Source organism: Micromonospora sp. NPDC051006, assembly GCF_044456245.1.
In the GTDB taxonomy this organism is placed as follows: domain Bacteria; phylum Actinomycetota; class Actinomycetes; order Mycobacteriales; family Micromonosporaceae; genus Micromonospora.
The window spans coordinates 25,154-41,562 of record NZ_JBITFP010000030.1; the positions used below are offsets into that span (position 1 = coordinate 25,154).

The 16,409-nt window shown below is 67.7% G+C and carries 10 protein-coding genes; 1 reads left to right on the top strand and 9 read right to left on the bottom strand.

The annotated features are described in order from the left end of the window. Nucleotides 1-510: 510 nt before the first annotated feature. From ACIBBA_RS30310 to ACIBBA_RS30320, 3 genes are all read right to left on the bottom strand, one after another. Entirely contained in the window at nucleotides 511-2,871 is a 2,361-nt protein-coding gene (locus ACIBBA_RS30310; RefSeq protein ID WP_396701820.1) for a lipase family alpha/beta hydrolase, read from the bottom strand. Continuing rightward, on the bottom strand, nucleotides 2,841-3,278 hold the full coding sequence (locus ACIBBA_RS30315) for a hypothetical protein (protein ID WP_396701821.1): 438 nt from the start codon (nucleotides 3,276-3,278) through the stop codon (nucleotides 2,841-2,843). The genes ACIBBA_RS30310 and ACIBBA_RS30315 overlap by 31 nt, the downstream gene beginning before the upstream one ends. Before the next feature lie 242 nt (nucleotides 3,279-3,520). Continuing rightward, a complete protein-coding gene (locus ACIBBA_RS30320) occupies nucleotides 3,521-3,790 on the bottom strand; it encodes a hypothetical protein (RefSeq protein WP_396701823.1) in 270 nt (89 codons plus the stop codon). A gap of 351 nt (nucleotides 3,791-4,141) precedes the next feature. On the opposite strand from ACIBBA_RS30320, the gene ACIBBA_RS30325 reads away from it, so the two are divergent. Continuing rightward, complete coding sequence (locus tag ACIBBA_RS30325; protein ID WP_396701825.1) at nucleotides 4,142-5,443, top strand: J domain-containing protein; 1,302 nt, start codon at nucleotides 4,142-4,144, stop codon at nucleotides 5,441-5,443. Nucleotides 5,444-5,951: 508 nt separating this feature from the next. Here ACIBBA_RS30325 and ACIBBA_RS30330 read toward each other — a convergent pair. From ACIBBA_RS30330 to ACIBBA_RS30355, 6 genes are all read right to left on the bottom strand, one after another. After that, on the bottom strand, nucleotides 5,952-6,140 hold the full coding sequence (locus ACIBBA_RS30330) for a hypothetical protein (RefSeq protein WP_201749618.1): 189 nt from the start codon (nucleotides 6,138-6,140) through the stop codon (nucleotides 5,952-5,954). After that, complete coding sequence (locus ACIBBA_RS30335; protein ID WP_396701828.1) at nucleotides 6,137-7,237, bottom strand: IS630 family transposase; 1,101 nt, start codon at nucleotides 7,235-7,237, stop codon at nucleotides 6,137-6,139. The genes ACIBBA_RS30330 and ACIBBA_RS30335 overlap by 4 nt, the downstream gene beginning before the upstream one ends. Before the next feature lie 488 nt (nucleotides 7,238-7,725). Continuing rightward, nucleotides 7,726-8,988 (bottom strand): DUF2399 domain-containing protein, encoded by a 1,263-nt coding sequence (locus ACIBBA_RS30340; RefSeq protein ID WP_396701830.1) that lies wholly within the window; start codon nucleotides 8,986-8,988, stop codon nucleotides 7,726-7,728. A 92-nt stretch (nucleotides 8,989-9,080) separates the two neighbouring features. Next, nucleotides 9,081-13,328 carry an SbcC/MukB-like Walker B domain-containing protein gene (locus tag ACIBBA_RS30345; protein WP_396701832.1) on the bottom strand — a complete coding sequence of 1,416 codons (4,248 nt, stop codon included), beginning with the start codon at nucleotides 13,326-13,328 and terminating at the stop codon, nucleotides 9,081-9,083. A gap of 39 nt (nucleotides 13,329-13,367) precedes the next feature. Then, nucleotides 13,368-14,642, bottom strand: a complete 1,275-nt coding sequence (locus ACIBBA_RS30350; RefSeq protein WP_396701834.1) for a DUF2398 family protein — start codon at nucleotides 14,640-14,642, stop codon at nucleotides 13,368-13,370. Continuing rightward, entirely contained in the window at nucleotides 14,639-16,210 is a 1,572-nt protein-coding gene (locus ACIBBA_RS30355; RefSeq protein WP_396701836.1) for a DUF2397 family protein, read from the bottom strand. The genes ACIBBA_RS30350 and ACIBBA_RS30355 overlap by 4 nt, the downstream gene beginning before the upstream one ends. Between the last annotated feature and the right edge of the window lie 199 nt (nucleotides 16,211-16,409).

The window sequence follows — 16,409 nt, forward strand, 5'->3', positions numbered from 1 at the left end:
CTTCCCCGCCGATCTGGCTGCCTTACGCTCTCCATGCAGCACGCGACCAGTTCCCCGTGGGCAGCACCAGCAGACGTCACGTGTGGGTTTCCACCTGCTGTGATCAGCATCGGCACTCCCCCGACGTCAGCTCAAACCATGCCGCCGCACGGTTACCGTGCCGCTGCCTGCGAGGGCCGCTCAGGACCGGAAGCGGCAACGCCTCGCACCGGGCTCGAAGTGACCGGGACCACCGCCAACGCCATGAGGCCGTCCGGGCCGGGTCAGGACTTGGACAGCGGCGAGTGTAGGCGCGCACAGAGATGGACCGTTTCCAGCGGACAGCCGTGGCCTATTGATGCGAGCGCATACCGTTACCGTAATCCCATCGGAATGCATCGTTGGGCGCATCGGTGCGGCCGAGTCGACGTCCCCCAGAAGCGTGGCTGCCACTGCCGACGTGCGGTGCTTGGCCAGGTTGGTGTGCTCGGCCAGGACACGCATCCGTGCAACGGGCCGGAGGTCCCGCCCTCAGCAGCCGATCGCGGCCCCAATCCGGCCCGGCACCGACTCGCAGACCTCGGCGCGGTCGGGGTGCCAGTAGGGATCCAGAGACCATGACCACTGCCGCTCCTGGTAGTGCAGCACAACCCAGTCGATCCCCGTGGTGCCCTGGACCGGCGCGTACGCGAATCCGGCCTGACAGACGACTGCACCGGTGACCTTCAGATTCACGTCGCTGCCCTCAAAGATCCCGGGGCCCAGGGTGTCAACCCGCTTCGCGAAGGCGTCCCTAGTCAGGCACGGTCCGGTGGCGGCGCCGCGAGGCTTGCCAGTCGGCGAGGCGATCGGGTCGTTGCCGGGCGGCGCGGCGATGCTGCGGACATTCGAGGCGATCTTCGTGCCCTTACCGTTGATCTCGCTATAAAGCTTGCCGCCGTCCGGGACCACGACCGCCTTGAACGACTTGCTGAGCTGCCGGACCGCGCCCACCGGCCCGCCGTCGACGCTGACCCACCTGCCGTCGTCAAGTCGCCACAGGCTGGACGGCATCATCGGGATTCCGCCGTACGGGTCGCAAAGGTAGCTGGTCATCGTCGCGTACCAGCGCCCGTCCCGTCCCTGCCACGCGTCGTTTAGGAAGACCTCGGCGTTGTCGGTGGCGAGAGTCGCGGCGTTCGTCGTCGTCGGCGCGCCACCAGCGATGTCCGCGGTTCGGATCGGGCCGGGGTGGGCGCAGTCGCCCTGGGATGCGATGACCTGGTAGACGAGCTTGCCGTCGCCAGCCGCGATCGCCATGGGCTCGGTCAGCTCCGGGAACTTCTCGATGGCCCTGGTCTGGCCGCTTTCCGTCACCCAGCTCAAGGTGCCTCCGCCGCCGCTGCGGGTGAGCACCGCGAACCCACCGTCCGCTCCGGCCACGGCCGTCTTTTTCCCACTGGGGAGGGTCGTTTCGAGCGTCCGCGACGAGCCGCTCGCGAGGTCCTGCAACGTGACCTTGCCGCCGGAGTCCGCCCAGGCCACGGTCGATCCGGTGACTGGCACGACGTCGGTGCATCGGCAGCGCACCTTGCTCGCCTCGGTGCCGAGCACGTAGAGGTAGCCGTCGCTGCCGGCTGCGAACGCGTACCGCCCGTCGGCGGTCCAGCGGACCTCGCTGGTGATCGGGCCGGACGTGCGGAGCGAGACACCGGAGCCGCGCACGACGGCCAGCTCTTTATCGCCGGCGTACGCGTAGAGCGGCTCGCCGCGGGCCAGGTACTCAGCGACCAAGCCGAGGACCTCGTTGGTGTGCTGGATTACGCGTGCCGCGTTCGAGTGGTAGCACGTGCCGAGCAGCGACAGCAGCCAGTACTGCCGCACGTCGATGTCGGCCTTGCGATTGAGCGCTCCCAACAGGTTGTCCCAGGCCGACTGCTTAAGCGACGAGGTGACCCGGCACTCGGCGACCCGTTCGGCATGGTCGCCGGAGGTCGCCGAACTGGTCGGCACGATGACGTCACCCAGGTCCATCTCCGGCCCCTTGGCGAAGAAGAGCCCGGTCTCGACAATCGTGCGGCTGGCCAGCGTGTTGACCTCGGTGCCTTCCGGCCACACTGCCAGCGATCTCATCTCTGGGCTGCCGGGCGCGAACGAATGCATCGCCGAAAGGAAATCGACAAAATCGGTGCACCCTGGGAAGTTCCCCACGTCATGACAGAGCGCGAGAAGCTGGTGAACCGTGGCCGCCAAGGCGGCGGTCGGCTTGTCTACCTTCGCAACCTCGTCGGCGAGCGAGGTGACAAGACCGGAGACCAGCGAACCTTCGTACGGGGTGCCGAGCGTGACCACCAGCCCGACGTGCCCACGCCGCTCGACTCCACCCGGAGCCGCCTCGGACAGCGACCACCTCGTGATCAGCCCGCCCATCGAATGCGCGACCACCACGGTCTTGTGCCCGCGGAACGCCGCGTTTTCCGCCAGGCAGTTCATCGCCTCAATGACCCGGGGCGCCCCGCTCCCGTCTTCAAGGAAGAACTTCTTGGCGACGTCGCTGTAGTCGACGGTGTAGACCGCAGCCCCCGCCAGCTTCTGAAGGTTGCCGAGCAGACTGCTCGTCACCCGCGGCGCGATGTTGAGGGTAGAGAGATTGATGGGCTCCGACCACATGCCCGGGTTACCGCCGTTCCAGCCGTGCACGAGCAGAATTGGCGTGTAGTTGCCGTCCGCGTGCGGCTTGCGCTGGGCGGCCTCCTCGATCGGGGCAAGCTCGGTGTGCGCGCCGCAGTTCGCCGGTGGTGTCGCGGCGCCGTAGGCCGGCGTCGCGGCCAGCGCACCTGCGACGACAAGCAGAATCGTGGCGAGTGCGCTCCTCAAACCCTTCACGCGGCCGTGGTGGACAGGACTCGCCACGCGCCCTCCTCACGAATGACGACCAGCCGGAACCGGGTCGATTCTCCGCCGGATCGGGTCGCGGTCACGAGCACAGAGGCAACTGATCCCGTACGGCGCCAGCTCGCGGCGTCGACCGCAAGGGTCGTGCCGACAGGTAGCGCCTTCCGCACGTCCCCAAACTGGTCGCGGCTCCCGGCGGCAAGCGCACTGGTGTCGGCGGCGGCAAACTGGGCGGGGAGGCCTTCGACCACTCTGGTGACGGCCGTAAGACGTTCCGCCTCACCTGGGTCGGCCGTCGTTCGCACCACGACCTCGCCGGTCGCTTGTGCCGATTTCTCGGCTCCGTCACCACGATTCCAGACGAAGGCGCCGACACCGCCCGCCACCAGGAGAACGACGGCCACCAGAAGCAGGCTTTTCTTCACCCGGGTGACCTCCCTGTCCGCACCCAAGCTGTAGCGTAAATCGGCGGAGCGATCACGCACGAGAGCCTTGAGGACGCAGTCGGGCTACCGGTCGGCTCATGTCCGCGAACCGTCCAGCAGCATTCGTCCGACCACTAGCTGGCGACCTTCGGCCGGCATCGGCCGGGCCGGCCGGCCACGTTGGGGCCGACCAAGTCCTTGAACCTCGGGGCTTCGCCCCGAACCCCGGACCTCCTCAGAGATCAGCCCGGGAGCGGATCAGAGCGCAAATGGAGCCAATGAATCAGCGAGTAGCCAGTGTTCCTATCCCAGATCAGCTCAGACGTCAGACCCGTCTGCAGAGCTGCCGCGGAGATCATCTGTTCCTTCGAGTCCGGAAGCACCACCTCCATCTGGGAGCCGAAATCGCCATGCATCCGATTGTCGTGAAACACGTCGTACCGAAGCACGCCGCCGATCTCCCGGGAACCGGTGATCACGCCCATCACATCCGGCCGCGCAACGAGTCGCACCGTGACTCCTGGGGCGAACTCCGTTGTCATGCAACTGGCCCCTCCGCTGCTGGGTGGCGCCAGTCTAGTACGGCAGCTACCTTCCGTAATCATGGCTGGAGTTCGAGGTTGAGCCGTCGGGCGTAGTGGGCTCGTGTGGCTCGGGCTTGGTGCCGCCGCCGCCACCGTGATCCGGCAGACGTTGGGCAAGGTCGCGGATCGGCTGGATTAGTAGTGCGTTCATCAGACGACGGAGCCGTGCCCAAGCCGGGCGGCTATCGATCGGCCACGACGCAGCCGATCGCCGAACGGGTGCGGGCGTTCGGTCGAGGTTTTGAGCGCCGCTCGTGACGGCGAACGAGCATTCAGGGGATGCGCGTCGTCTCGTCGGATGCGCAGAATCGACTGATGGGCGAGGACTACTACGCGATGCTAGAGGTGCCGCGAGGTGCCACAAAGGACGAGATCAAGCGGGCATACCGCCGACTCGCTCGTATTCATCACCCCGACCTCAACTCGACGCCGGAGGCGCACCGGCGAACTCAGGAGATCAACGCCGCGTACCACGTCCTCGGCAACGAGACCAGGCGGCGACAGTACGACCGCTACGACAGCCCGGCTGCCACAGACGCTCCGGGCGGCTGGGGTGCTCCGGCGAACAGCTGGTACGACAGTCACGATGACGGCGCACGCTGGGTCGACACCGACGCGTTCTATGACGCGCAGCAGCCACCGTCGGTGGATTGGCAAAGCCTGGCCAAGGGGATAAAGGGCGGGCAGCTAACCAACGGTGGGTTCACGCTGCCGTGGTGGATGGCGGAGCGAAGCTCGCGGACCCGATTGTCGGGCGCGTGGCACAACGAGGGCAGAATACGGAAGTTGTCGAGCGCCCCACCTGACGGCATCGATGATGAAGGCATCCCCTGGTACGTAGGAGTGTTGTATCCGGGACTCCCGGACGAGGCCAGCGACGACATCATCGGGGTGATGACGAAGGCTGGCCACGTCGGCTGTCTGCCGAGCAGCCTTTCCTGCGGTGGCCTTGGTCAGCTGGTGCGTGATTCGGCAAGCCCGTTCAAGCTTGTGTGCGTGCCGGTGGTGATCGGCGCCCCTGATGACGCCCACCTGCCACTGCCGATCGGCACGGACTTCGGCGCCTTCAACCATCCCTGGGGCGCCGATGGACAAGAGGTTGCGTGCAGATTCAAGATCAATCGGTCGCATCTGCTGGCGCTGCACATGCGACGGCATGGCCTCACGCATGAGTGGGCACAGGTGGCCGCAACGTTGTGCCTGTTAGACGAGGCATCCGGGGTGTCAGTCCTCGAACCACTCAACGTGAGCGGCCCCTATCGGGTTTACGACTCCGTTCGACACCGACGCTCAGCGGCGTCGCAGCAGATCTTCGACGCCATCTGCGAAGCCGCCGGGGTGGTCGTCACGGAGGAGTTCGACACCGACGTGGACGCCGTCATCGTACGACGCGCGGATTCGGAGACGCGAGCATGCCGCACAGCCCGAGATCGCCGCATTCCGCTCTTCCGCAGCGGCGAGTTCACCGGCCGGATCGCGGAGGCGATGGTGTCTCGGTTAGTCGAGCCGCCACAGGCGCGGCAGAATGCGGCACGCTCGGTCAACGTCGGAAGTGCAACCGATTCCTCGACGCCGGCGTGAGGAGGTGCCCGGAGAGTCCTACTCGGTCCGGGCCTCGCCAATCCTCATCACGGCGCCGCCGGCGCACTGTAATTTGAATTCGGGGAAGGCTGCCGTCTGCTGGCTCGGACGTGCGTGCGCGGCGCTGCCGTACGGGTGCAGGCGTTCGGGAATCCGAAGCTCCAACCCCTCCCGCCGACCAGACCCATCGTGGCGGGGTCCCGCGGCGGTGCCGCCGTCGCCTCGACTGGCGCCGAGTCCTGTGGCACCAGGGCCACCACGTCCGCCAACGTTGGCGGCGCGCCGACCGGCTCGATCACCGCCGCCACACGGCACCAGCGCGGCGTGCTCGGCGCGGCGTTGGGGCAACCAGACGTTGTCATCGGGCATGGGCTGGCCGTGGCGCTGCTGGGAAGCAGCGGTGCTGCGCGCGATCGGCTGCTCGGTCTCAGTGAGCTGGTTGCAGCGTGGTCTGGTAAATGGCGTCGGTGACGAAGACCTAGTGCCGCGTGTCTAAAGTGATTTGACGCTATCGCTTCAGTGCCCGATACCGTTTGAGTAGGGCAGTGATCTTGTCCGGGTTGGCTTCGCCGTTGAGTTCGGTGAGGAGGTCGTCGGGGCAGAGTTGGTAGAGGTCACCCCACCACCGGCGGGCCTTGTTGTCCCAGACTCGGTACCCGCCAGGCACTCCGCGCGCCACGTACCGTCGTCGACTCATGCCGTGCTCGCAGCGGTCGTGTCGTGGGTTGGGGGGCGCCGGTCGGCTCTGGCAAGGATCTGGTCGGCGGTCTTGGTCCAGCGAAAGGGCTGGCAACGCTGGTTGTAGCCGTCGATGAACGCGCGGATGGCGCCAACCAGGTCGGGGACGCTGGTGAAGGTGCCGCGGCGGATGGCCTGGCGGGTGATGATCCCGAAGAAGATCTCGACCATGTTCATCCACGACGCGCTGGTCGGGGTGAAATGCATGCTGATCCTGGGGTTCTTCGCCAGCCACGCCTTGACGTTCGGATGGTTGTGGGTCGCGTAGTTGTCGGCCACGACGTGCAGTCTCACCCGCGGATGGGCCTTGGCGACCTGCTTGAGGAAGGCCAGGAACTCGGAGTTGCGGTGCCGCTCGTAGCAGGCATCCGCGGTGATCTTCCCGGTCGCGACCTCCAAGGCCGCGAACAGGGTGGTGGTGCCGTGCCGGCGGTAGTCGTGGGTGCGGCGTTCGGCCTGGTCGAACCGCATCGGCAGTAGTGGCGCGGTCCGGTCCAGGGCCTGGATCTGCGACTTCTCGTCAACGCAGACCACGACGGCGTTCGCGGGCGGGTCGAGATACAAGCCGACCACATCACGGATCTTCGCCTCCAACTGCGGATCGGTGGAGAACTTGAACGTCTCCACCCGGTGCGGTTGCAGGTCCCAGGCCCGCCAGATCCGGGCCACCTCCGCGAAACTGACCGGCATCCCCGCCCTGCTCAAGTGATTGGCGAGCAGCCGCGCCGACCAGTGCGGCACCGCCAGCTCAGGCGGTGGCGGGTTCAGCGTGGACACCACGATCGCCGCCTCGTCGATTACCGGCGGTCGCCCCGAGCGAGGCAGGTCCGCGAGGGCGTCGATCCCGCCCGCCTCATACCGGGCCCGCCAGGCGATCACCGTCTGCCGGGTCACACCCACCCGCCGGCCGATCTCGGCGTTCGGCAGCCCTTCCGCCGCTAGCAACACCATCCGCGCCCGCTGCACATGCCCAGCCGACGTCGTTGAGGACCGCGTCCACTCCCGCAACCGGGCACCATCGCCAGCACGCAGCACCAACGGGGCAGCAACAGACATGCCTCATTGTCCCGCACCCGCTCTGTCAAATCACTTCAGACACGCGGCACTAGTGTCGCGTGTCTGACTTTTTCGACGGTTGGCCTGGCCAGGATCTGACCCGCGGTCTTGGTTCAGGCGTTGCCCTTGTCGCAGGTCTGCATCGGTGGCCGCAGGCACCAGCCGTGGGCAGGAAACGGTCGGCGCGTTCGAACAGGTGCAGGCTGTCGTGGTCCTCGCGGGAGAACTGCACCCGGGTGCCGTCGGCCTTGAGCTTGGCGGCGCCAGGAACGTCTGCTCGGCGTGCTCCTGCCGCTGCGAGATGTAGTGCATGGACATGGTCGGGGTGGCATGGCCGGCATAGCGGCTATAGGACGTGGATGGGCAGCCCGAGTTCGGCCAGTCGGGTCAGCTTGGTGTGCCGGAAGCGGCGGGTGTTTCTGAGCCGCACCGGCCAACCCTACTGTCGGTGGCCTTCGACGGCCGTCCGTCGATCAACCCACTACTCGTTAGAAGCTAGTCGTCGTGTAGGGGCGCCCAACGAGAAGATCCTGGATGAGGTCTTCGATGAGGCTTTCCTCATACGCGGCCGCTCTTCTCTTCTGCATCGCTGTGTGGAGGTCGGGGTTCCAAGGGGTGGTCGGGAGCCGTCGGATGTCGAGGGCGGCGTCCGTGTCGTCGGACAGGCTGGCGTGGTAGTCGCTTACGGTCATTCGCCATGGTGTTGCCCCTGGTATGCCGGCCAGGAGGGCGTTCGTGTGGTTCAAACCGGCTTCGTCGAAGTCGGCGCGGACGGCGATGTTCCAGCCGGCGGTGGCGAGCCGGGCTAGTGCGTTGATCTCGAGGGCGGATGGGGTGCCGACGGTGCACATGAGCCGCAGCGGTGGCTGGCGCTCCGGTTGTTGGTCGGCGACGTCCGCAGCGGCGGTCACGACGGACGGGTTTTCGGTGATGAAGACCCAGCTGCCCGGGCTGGGTGGACTGGGCCAGTTGCAACGTGCGAGCACACGCGGGGTGAGGGTTGGGGTTTCGGTGGGCGGTAGGTGCCAGCCGGCCGGGTAGATGCCGAGTGTGGTGAGGCCGCCGGTGAGGTCGTCGCAGTTGACGCCGAGGGCCGCCCATGCCGCTCGCCTCTTGAGGCCGGGGTCGAGGGTGCCGGCGCTGATGAGGGTGGCCAGGACGAGGCCGGGCAGGGTACCGGCGTCGAGGGCGTGCGGGGAGCCGGTGGCCGCTTCGGCGAGACGCCGACGATCGACGCGTTGATCGGGGTGCGGTAGGCGGGCGATGACGGCTGCGGCCTGCCGGAGAATGACGTCGCGGCTCTCGGTTCTCTCCAGCCGCCCGACAGTTCCCCGACGCCTCAGCAGGGGCCACAACTGATCGATGTCGGGCCGGTGGGCAGCGGTGGCGGGTATGGCGGCGAACGCGGTGACCGCGGTCTGGTGGAGTTGATCGAGAGCAGCCCTGCGTTTGGCTTTTGCGTCGGCATCGGCTGCCAGTACGCGCTGGACAGCGTGGGCAGCTACTAGCCCGGGGGTGAGTTCGTTGTGGCGGGCGCGTAGGCGTTGGGTGAGCGAGGCGAGGTTGACGCGGATCTTCTGACCGGGACGTGGCGTGCCCGCCCTCAGCAGACCCACCGCAGCGGCACGGTGGCTGGGCTCAGCCGGCATGGTGATCTGGGTGGCGCCGTTGGTGAGGTATCGGTCGCCGCGCCGGTCGGCGACAGCAGCGAGGTGTTCCCAAAGCCAGGTCAGGCTTGGATCGAGCAGCATGGTGAGGTCAGTTTGCTGGCACGGCGGTGCGCACCAAGGCCCTGGGTTGTGGCTGAGCCCGGCGGTGGGTTGCGGGGGGTTGGGCGTTGCGGTCATGCAGGTGTCTCCGCCTGGTCGCCGGGGATGTCGTCGAGGCCGCGGATCAGCATGGGGAAGCCGATGACGGTGCCATCGGCGGCGGCTTCGAGGTCCCAGGCGTCGATGCCGTCCCAGGCGCCGGGCGCGCCGTCCCACAGGTAGCTGGTGCAGATGAGGTCGAGGTCAAGCTCGGCGATGTAGCGGGCTAGGCCCTCTCGACCTCGTTCGTCGACTTCGGCGGGGACCTCATCCAGTGCGACCAAGCGCAGGCCGGCGTTGTCGAACCGGTCATAGGTAGCGGCGACGGCGGCAAGCATTGGGGCAAGGACGACGAGGCGTCGTTCGCCTCCGGACAGGCCCGTCTTGCTGGTCCAACGTTGCGGTTCCGCGCCGGGTCGAGTGATCTCATAGGTGAGGGTCACCCAGGTGCGGATGTCGATGGCGTCGGTGACGCGTTCGGTCATGGTGGCGCCGTCGGCGGCGGAGATAAGTGCCTGGAGGGCGACGCCGACGTCGACGCGTTGTTCAGGGGTGTGGTCGGTGGGGCTGGACAGGCAACACAGGTTGTGGACTGTGTACGCGGCGGCGGGCAGTTCCTTGGACAGGGCCATGCTCACGCGCACGCCGACGCCGGAGGAGGAGGACGCTCGTTTCATCTTACTGTTCACGTCGGCGACCCAGTCGTGCATGCTCTGCCAGGCGGTGCCGATCGCAGATGGCAGTCGGCCAATGACGAACTGGTCGAGGGCGGATTCCTCGGCCGCATCGAGGGCTTGCCGGGCACGTTGTCGGAGCTGCTCGGCGCGCGTCGCTGCAGCCGGCGTGGTGTAGGCGATGTTGTCGTGGGTGAGGACGAAGGTGTCCAAGCCTTTGACGGTCTCACCAGGGTCGAGGGTCCAGATGCCGGCGAGTGCCGTGCGGCACTGGTCGTAGCGTTCCCGCAGCACACGACGGGTGGTCGGCGGGACGGCACCGACCGCAGTAGCCACGGTTTCCAGCAGGTCCTCGATGCTGTCGCTGGCGGGCGTCGATTCCGGGATGCGTTCGACGGTGGCCGTGTCAGCAAACGCCTTGTCGAGGATATCCCGCGCCGCAGTAGTCCGGGCGAACAGGGCCTGCCAAGCCCCGGGAACGTCGAGCAGGGTCATCAGTTGGTCGCGCAGTTGGTCGACTCGCGGGCCGGCCTCGGCCAGCGTCGTTTGTGCCTCATCGATGCGGGCGCGGGTTTCGGCGCTCCGGCGGCTGGCCTCGCGCAGACGCTCTTGCAGCACTTCTTGGGCGGCGGAGTTCTCTGCGAGGTCGCCTTTAGCGGTGGCGTGGTCGGTCACCGCGGTTTCGGCATCGGCCCCGACGGCGACTCTCAGAGCCTCGTACTCGGCACCAGCGGTATCGGCGTTGTTGGCCGCCTCTTTGGCGTTGAGATAGAGGGTGGGCAGATTTGCCGATTCGGTGGTGTCCCTAGCAGCCTCGGCAGCGAGGCGGCGAAGGCGGGGGCGCAGCCGGCCGTCAAGTGCAGTGAGTAGCTCCATGAGCCGTCGGGCGTGGTGATCTCCGTTGTCGGCGATCTCTTGGAGTTCGGTGATGGTGACTGGAAGGCCTCGGGTTGCGGTGCGCTGTTGCCATTCCTGCTGCAGGATGGCTGCGGATTCGGACTTCTCGGCCGCTGTGTCTTCAGCGGCCGAGGCGGCCTTGTTGGCTTCGGAGGCTGCGGCGACGGCGGCGGCCCGTTCGGTCTCGCGGGCGTGGGCGGTCTTGCGGGGAGGGAAGCGGCCGGCAGCGGTTCGGATGGCACGCATGTTCGCGGCATGTACGTCTGCGAGCTGCCTGCAGTCACGAGCTTGCTGGTCGAGGTCGTCGGCTGAGCGGTCCAGTTCGTCGGCGTGTTCCAACGCTGCCTGGCGACGCTGGCGGGCACCGACGTGCGACGCGTGCGGAAGGTCGGCGCCGACTAGGGCGGGGCGGCCGTGTAGCGGGCCGATGCGGAATGTTCCGTCCCGTCCGATGAACAGGGTGTCGGTGTCGCCATGCTCGGCGCTGTCGGCAATACCGATCCGGTTGAGGACGGCGATCACGATATCGGCCTGTGGATGGGACGGATCGACGCTCAGCACCGAGGTCAGGTTCTGGGTGACCATGTTGCCAGTGGCCGCGACCGTCCATGCCTCGGTTTGCGCGGCTGACGCGGTGATGGTGGCCCCGAGCAATCCACTGGCCGACAGTGCGGCCTCAATCAACGCGCGCGGTGTGCCTTCGGGGACGGAAGGGTGCCAGTCGACGGCCATGGCGAGGGTCTGATCATCGTCGCCGGGCTCGCACCAGGCAGGCCGTGGGACCGGCAGTAGCTTCCCCGCTCGCAGTTCGGCCGCGTCTTCGCGCTGCCTGTTGGCATGGTCGGCGAACTTCCGAGCCCGCGTGCGTAGCGTCTCGCCGACGAAGTGGTGGGCCTGTGCGGCGACGTTTGCGACGGCGTTTGCCTGTGACGCCCAGCGATCCATCTCGGCGATGATCTGGCCCGGTTCGGCAGCGCGGAGTTCGACGAGGTCAGGGGCTTCCCACGGCTCGATGTCGTCTCCGAGCATCTCCTGACCTTGCGAGTCGGGGAGGTCCGCGGTCAGTGCGGCCAGGTCACCGGCGGCCAGTTGTGGAGAACGCTGGACCCAATCGTCCGCCTCTCGAAGCAATGCTTGGGCGGCTTCTGCGGCACGGCGCTGAGCCTTGCCGGCGTCGGTAGCGGCCTTCTCCGCCTGTCCGCGCAGTTCCCGGCTTTCCTGCATGGCAGTGTCGGCGGCGTCTTGCGCGTCCTTGGCCTCCTGGTGGTCGGTCTGTGCGAGGCGTGCGTCGTGGGCGCGCGTGCGGTGCTGCTGGGCAAGCGCCTTCCACCGCGCGACCGTGTCGTCGACTGCGCTGTCGTTGACGGTGATCGTGTGCTGAGGGCCGGCATCTGCACAGCGGTCGCCGACCTGATACACCGCACGGGGCTTGGTTGTACTGGTGATCATCTCGTGGTTGTCGACGGCGTGGGCGTCGACAACCGCAGCTTGGGTACGAAGGTCATCGAGATCCTGTTGCAGTTGCGCGACGGCGTGGTGCAGTTGCTCCGCGCGGCTGACTGCGGACCGGGCAGCCACTTCTAACAGATCCGTCTGCGCGCCGGCGTGGTCCTGCCGGGCCGTCCATGTGTTCTTGAGGTCGGCGAGGCGGCCGGCGTTCTTAAATGCGGCGCTACTCCCCAGTTCGGCGACCAGCGCGGTCAGCCTTCGGTGCTCGGACTTGAGGCCCTCGAGCTGCTTTTCCGCCTCCTTCTCATAGCGCTCGGCCTTCTCCAGATCTTCTCCGAGGCGTCGCAGGTTGGCCTTCACCTGCCCGACGGTGGTTACCGCGTCGTGGAGTTGCTGGTGAGCGTCGCCGACAACCTCGACGACGTGGCCGGCCCACGCCTGGGCGAACTGGGTAATCGCCTCAGCGGCCCTGCTGTCGTTGCGGAAGACGGTCCGGGTGGTCTCCGACTCGGCAAGAGCATCGGCCGTCGCGGCGACGACGTCATCGGATACACCTGGCAAGGAGTCGCGCAGCGCGTCGGCTGCTTCACGTGGGGACACCGCGCCCAACAGGGTGGGGTTGCGTACCGCGCGCAACCGCGTGGCAAGGTCAGCCAGTTCCTGCTCGCCGGTACGCCATACCCGACTCGCCAGGTGCGTAACGTAGTCATCCTCATCGTCGAAGATCTGGCCGCCGAGGCTCGTGATGTGCTGCTCGAACTCGTCCGCAGCGAGTTGCTCGCGGTTGGGCCCGTAGAGCGGGAAGTCCTGCAGCGGCATGCCGGCGGCCATGAAGGGGGTCACCTTGACCTGCGGCGAGCCGCCCTCGGTGTACAGCAGCTTGACCCCGTAGGACCAGATGCCTTCCTCGCCAGGGGCGGCGAAGGTCAGCCAGAGGAACCCGCAGCGGCGTTTTCCCGTCGCGCCTTCGCGCATCAGCGAGGTCAGCGATGTCGGGCGTGCCTTGCCCGCGGACAGTCGCTGGGCGTTGAGGTCCAGCAGGTACGGCCACAGGCCTTCCAGCAGGGTCGTCTTGCCCGTGCCGTTGGGCCCGCGTAGCAGCAGGCGGCCGGTGATGGCATCGAAGATCAGATTGCCGTAGCGCCACACCTGAGAAACACCAGCGGCGATCAGCCGCCAGCGTTGCGCGAACCGGTCGGGGTTGCCCGAGGGCGCGACGAGGTCGTCCGCGCCGAAGATCGAGACTGTGGCGTCCGTGCCCACAGGGAGGGGCTCCTTCCAGGGAGGCGCGAAGGGCGCAGGTCAGTGATTGAACAGGTCGATCGGGGCGGCGTGGTCGAACAGGTCGCCGGCGTTCTCGGCCGGGCCGGGGCGCGGCACGGGAACGGTCTTGGTGGGGCTCGGCGGTGGCGGCTCCCACCGGCCCGTGGCCGGGGAGAACCACCAGGTGCCGTCGTCGCCAACCCGGAGGAGGGCAATGCCGTCGAGCAAACCTTGGACCTTGGCGGCGAGCCCTGGTAGGTCGGCAACGTCCTCGGCGGCCCAGCCCCTACCGTCGCCGAAGACGGCGGCGAATCCCGCCAGCCGGTCCAGGACGTCCTCCGCGGGAAGGCCGCGCCAGCCCGGGCGGCCAGGGTCGAGAATCCCGTCGGCGGATGCCACGTCGCACAGCAGCAGCGCCGCGTGCGCCACCGTCCCGCCGGCAGGGAACGGTCGGTCCCCGAGTTCTTTTCTGGAGCGGAAGGCGCTGTCGGGCACGACGAACGCCCCTCCCTCAGCCCTGCGCTCCAGGTGCAACCCGAACGTCGTGGCCAGCGGCAGCCCATCGTCGGAGCGGACCCGCCGTGACAGCCAATCGGCTTCGGCCGAGTCCAGGTCGCTGGTGTGCACGACGGTGTCGTCGATCAGCTTGCGGCGCATCCGGCGGGCCGGGTCCGCTTCGCGTTCGACCTGCTCCAGCCACGTCTGCGGGTCGACCGACGGATCGCCGCTGCCGAAGTTCGCGATCACGTGCGCCAGCCGGTGGTGGTGCACGGCGAGAAGAACCGGGGCATCGTTGTTGGTCAGATATTCGTCAAGGTCGCCGTCGAGACGCTCGACGACGCCGCGTTCGTGCAGCATCTTCAGCGCGCCGATGATGGCGTACCGCTCAGCCTGGTCGTTCGGCGCCTGCAGGCCGGCCTCAGCGGCCGCGGCTCGGGCAGCGCTGACCAGGTGACCGATGCCAACCTTCGGCGGCATGGCCTCGGCCGCCGCGACGAGTAGGAAAAACCAGGAGCAGCTCAGCGGTTTGGGACCGGTCGCGGCCCAGGCGCGCCGGCGCTGTGGTGGGGACTTTCGCAGCCGGACGAAGTCCCGCTCCACGATCAAGACCCATCCCAGCTTGCCGATCGAGTCGCGCACCTTCTCCTCGTTGCGGCGGACCGCGCCGATGGCCTCATCATCACGGCCGGTGATGAGCCACGGCTGGACCATCAACCGTCGCAGGACCGCCGCGATCTCGAAGCCGACTTCCGGGTGCTGGCGCCGCTGTTTGGCCGAACTGCCGGTGCCGCTGTCTGGTCCCATGCTGCTCATGCGGCACCCTTCATCGCGACGGTGGGCCGAGCTGCCGGGTCGGGTCGGGTCTCAACCGGCGCGGCCGGCCGTTGGCCGGGCCGATGGAACACCGGAACACGGCCGGGCAGCAGCACACGCCAGGTCGGGGCGATGACAGCGCCGGTTCCCGCGCCGGTATGGAACAGCGTGCATGACAGGCCTTCGTGCGTGGCGGAGCGCCGGTCCCGCCGCCCCGCCTGCACACCTGTGCGCACCGCCGCCATCAACGCGTTCAGCGCCGCCCTCGCGGCGCGCGGCGACAGCATCTGGCCATGCGGCGTTGCCAGGACCTCGCGCAGTGCCTCCCGATGCTCTTGCAGGCGTTGTGCGCGTTTGGCCTGGAGCGCGGCACGTGCTTCGCTGTCATCGCGGGCCGCCGGTGGGCGTCCACGGGCACCGGTCTTGCCGGTCGTCCGCAGGAGATCCGGTACCGCCACCGTCGGGCCGGCCCGCCACGGCGGATTGCCGGGCAGGTCCTCGTCGTCGGCTTCGCCGGAGAACTTGCGCCACTTGTGGTCGCCGACCGCGGCGAGAAAGATCGCCGTACCATGCTTCGGGTCGGCGCAGGCGCGGGCCAGCATCAGCGCCCGGCTGCGGCCCGTCGCGTACCCGGCGGAGCTGTGCAGACGCCGAAGGTTGGCGTGCATGCCCGGCAGGGCACGAACGAGCCGCAACGCGAACCTGCTCGATCGGCCCGTCTGCGGGTCGCACCAGGAGGCCAGGCCCTCCCAGTCGCCTACCTGGCCACCCTTCGACGCCGCCAACGCCCCTCGCTCGATCAAGGCGCGCGCCTGCGAACCCGACACCGACACCATCGCCAGCTCGCCGAAGAAGGGTCGCAGCTTACTCAGAACCTTGTATGCCAGAGCCGCGCCCTGTTCCAGCTCCCCAGCGACCTGCGTCGCGTAGTCGACCAGCAGGCCCTTGAGCTCGGCAGTCGCGTCCCGGTCCAAGTCGAAGCGATCGGCTAGACCGGCCAGAGCGTCCTCGGCGCCCACCAACGCCGCATCGAGATCATCATGGCTGGTGAACACCCGCCCCACCAACTCGGCGATCGGCCGATCGTCGCGAGGCTCCAACACCAGCGCCGGACCAAGCGACTCCAACGACTCGACGATGCGTCCCAGACTCGACAGCGGGATCTCCCGCATCGTCGGAGTGCTTGCCAGGACCGTCGTGTAGAAGCGGTGGACCTGCCGCCCGGCCGGCGTTGCCGTCCACCGCCAGTTCCTCGACAAGATGTCGGAGTGCCGCCGAATCCGGGATGGATCGCTCCGCCCCGTCGCTGCCGTCCAACTCTTCAACTTGTCGAGCCGAACCTGAACCTGCTTCTCCGACATCGGCGGCCCGCTGGCCAACACCGCCACAGAAATCTCCGCCGGGGTGAGATCCGTGACCGACGACTCCAACACGGTCATGATCCGGATGTATTCATCCGATCCAGGCGCCACCAAGTACGCCATCGCCCGCCGCGAGTCAGTCACACCGACGTCAAACCGTCGATCCTCATCGTTGAACGAAGACTCCTCTGGCAATGCGTCCTGCACGTTCCCTCCCCTAGCACCGCAACCGACCGACTTAGCACAGCGGGTGCCGTCCACGCCGACCACCGATGATCGGCCCCCACATCAAAACCAATCGTCGAACAACAGTAGAGCGGGGATACGACACAGGTGGCCGGCCGACAAGCCCCCGCCCTGCATATGCCTTCCGACACGCATGCGGCTCACACCGCCGCGGCTACCG

Coding starts and splice junctions, on each gene's coding strand:
- ACIBBA_RS30325 (WP_396701825.1), top strand. CDS start 4,142: ATGCGCGTCGTCTCGTCGGATGCGCAGAATCGACTGATGGGCGAGGAC.
- ACIBBA_RS30330 (WP_201749618.1), bottom strand. CDS start 6,140: ATGAGTCGACGACGGTACGTGGCGCGCGGAGTGCCTGGCGGGTACCGA.
- ACIBBA_RS30335 (WP_396701828.1), bottom strand. CDS start 7,237: ATGTCTGTTGCTGCCCCGTTGGTGCTGCGTGCTGGCGATGGTGCCCGG.
- ACIBBA_RS30340 (WP_396701830.1), bottom strand. CDS start 8,988: ATGCTGCTCGATCCAAGCCTGACCTGGCTTTGGGAACACCTCGCTGCT.
- ACIBBA_RS30350 (WP_396701834.1), bottom strand. CDS start 14,642: ATGAGCAGCATGGGACCAGACAGCGGCACCGGCAGTTCGGCCAAACAG.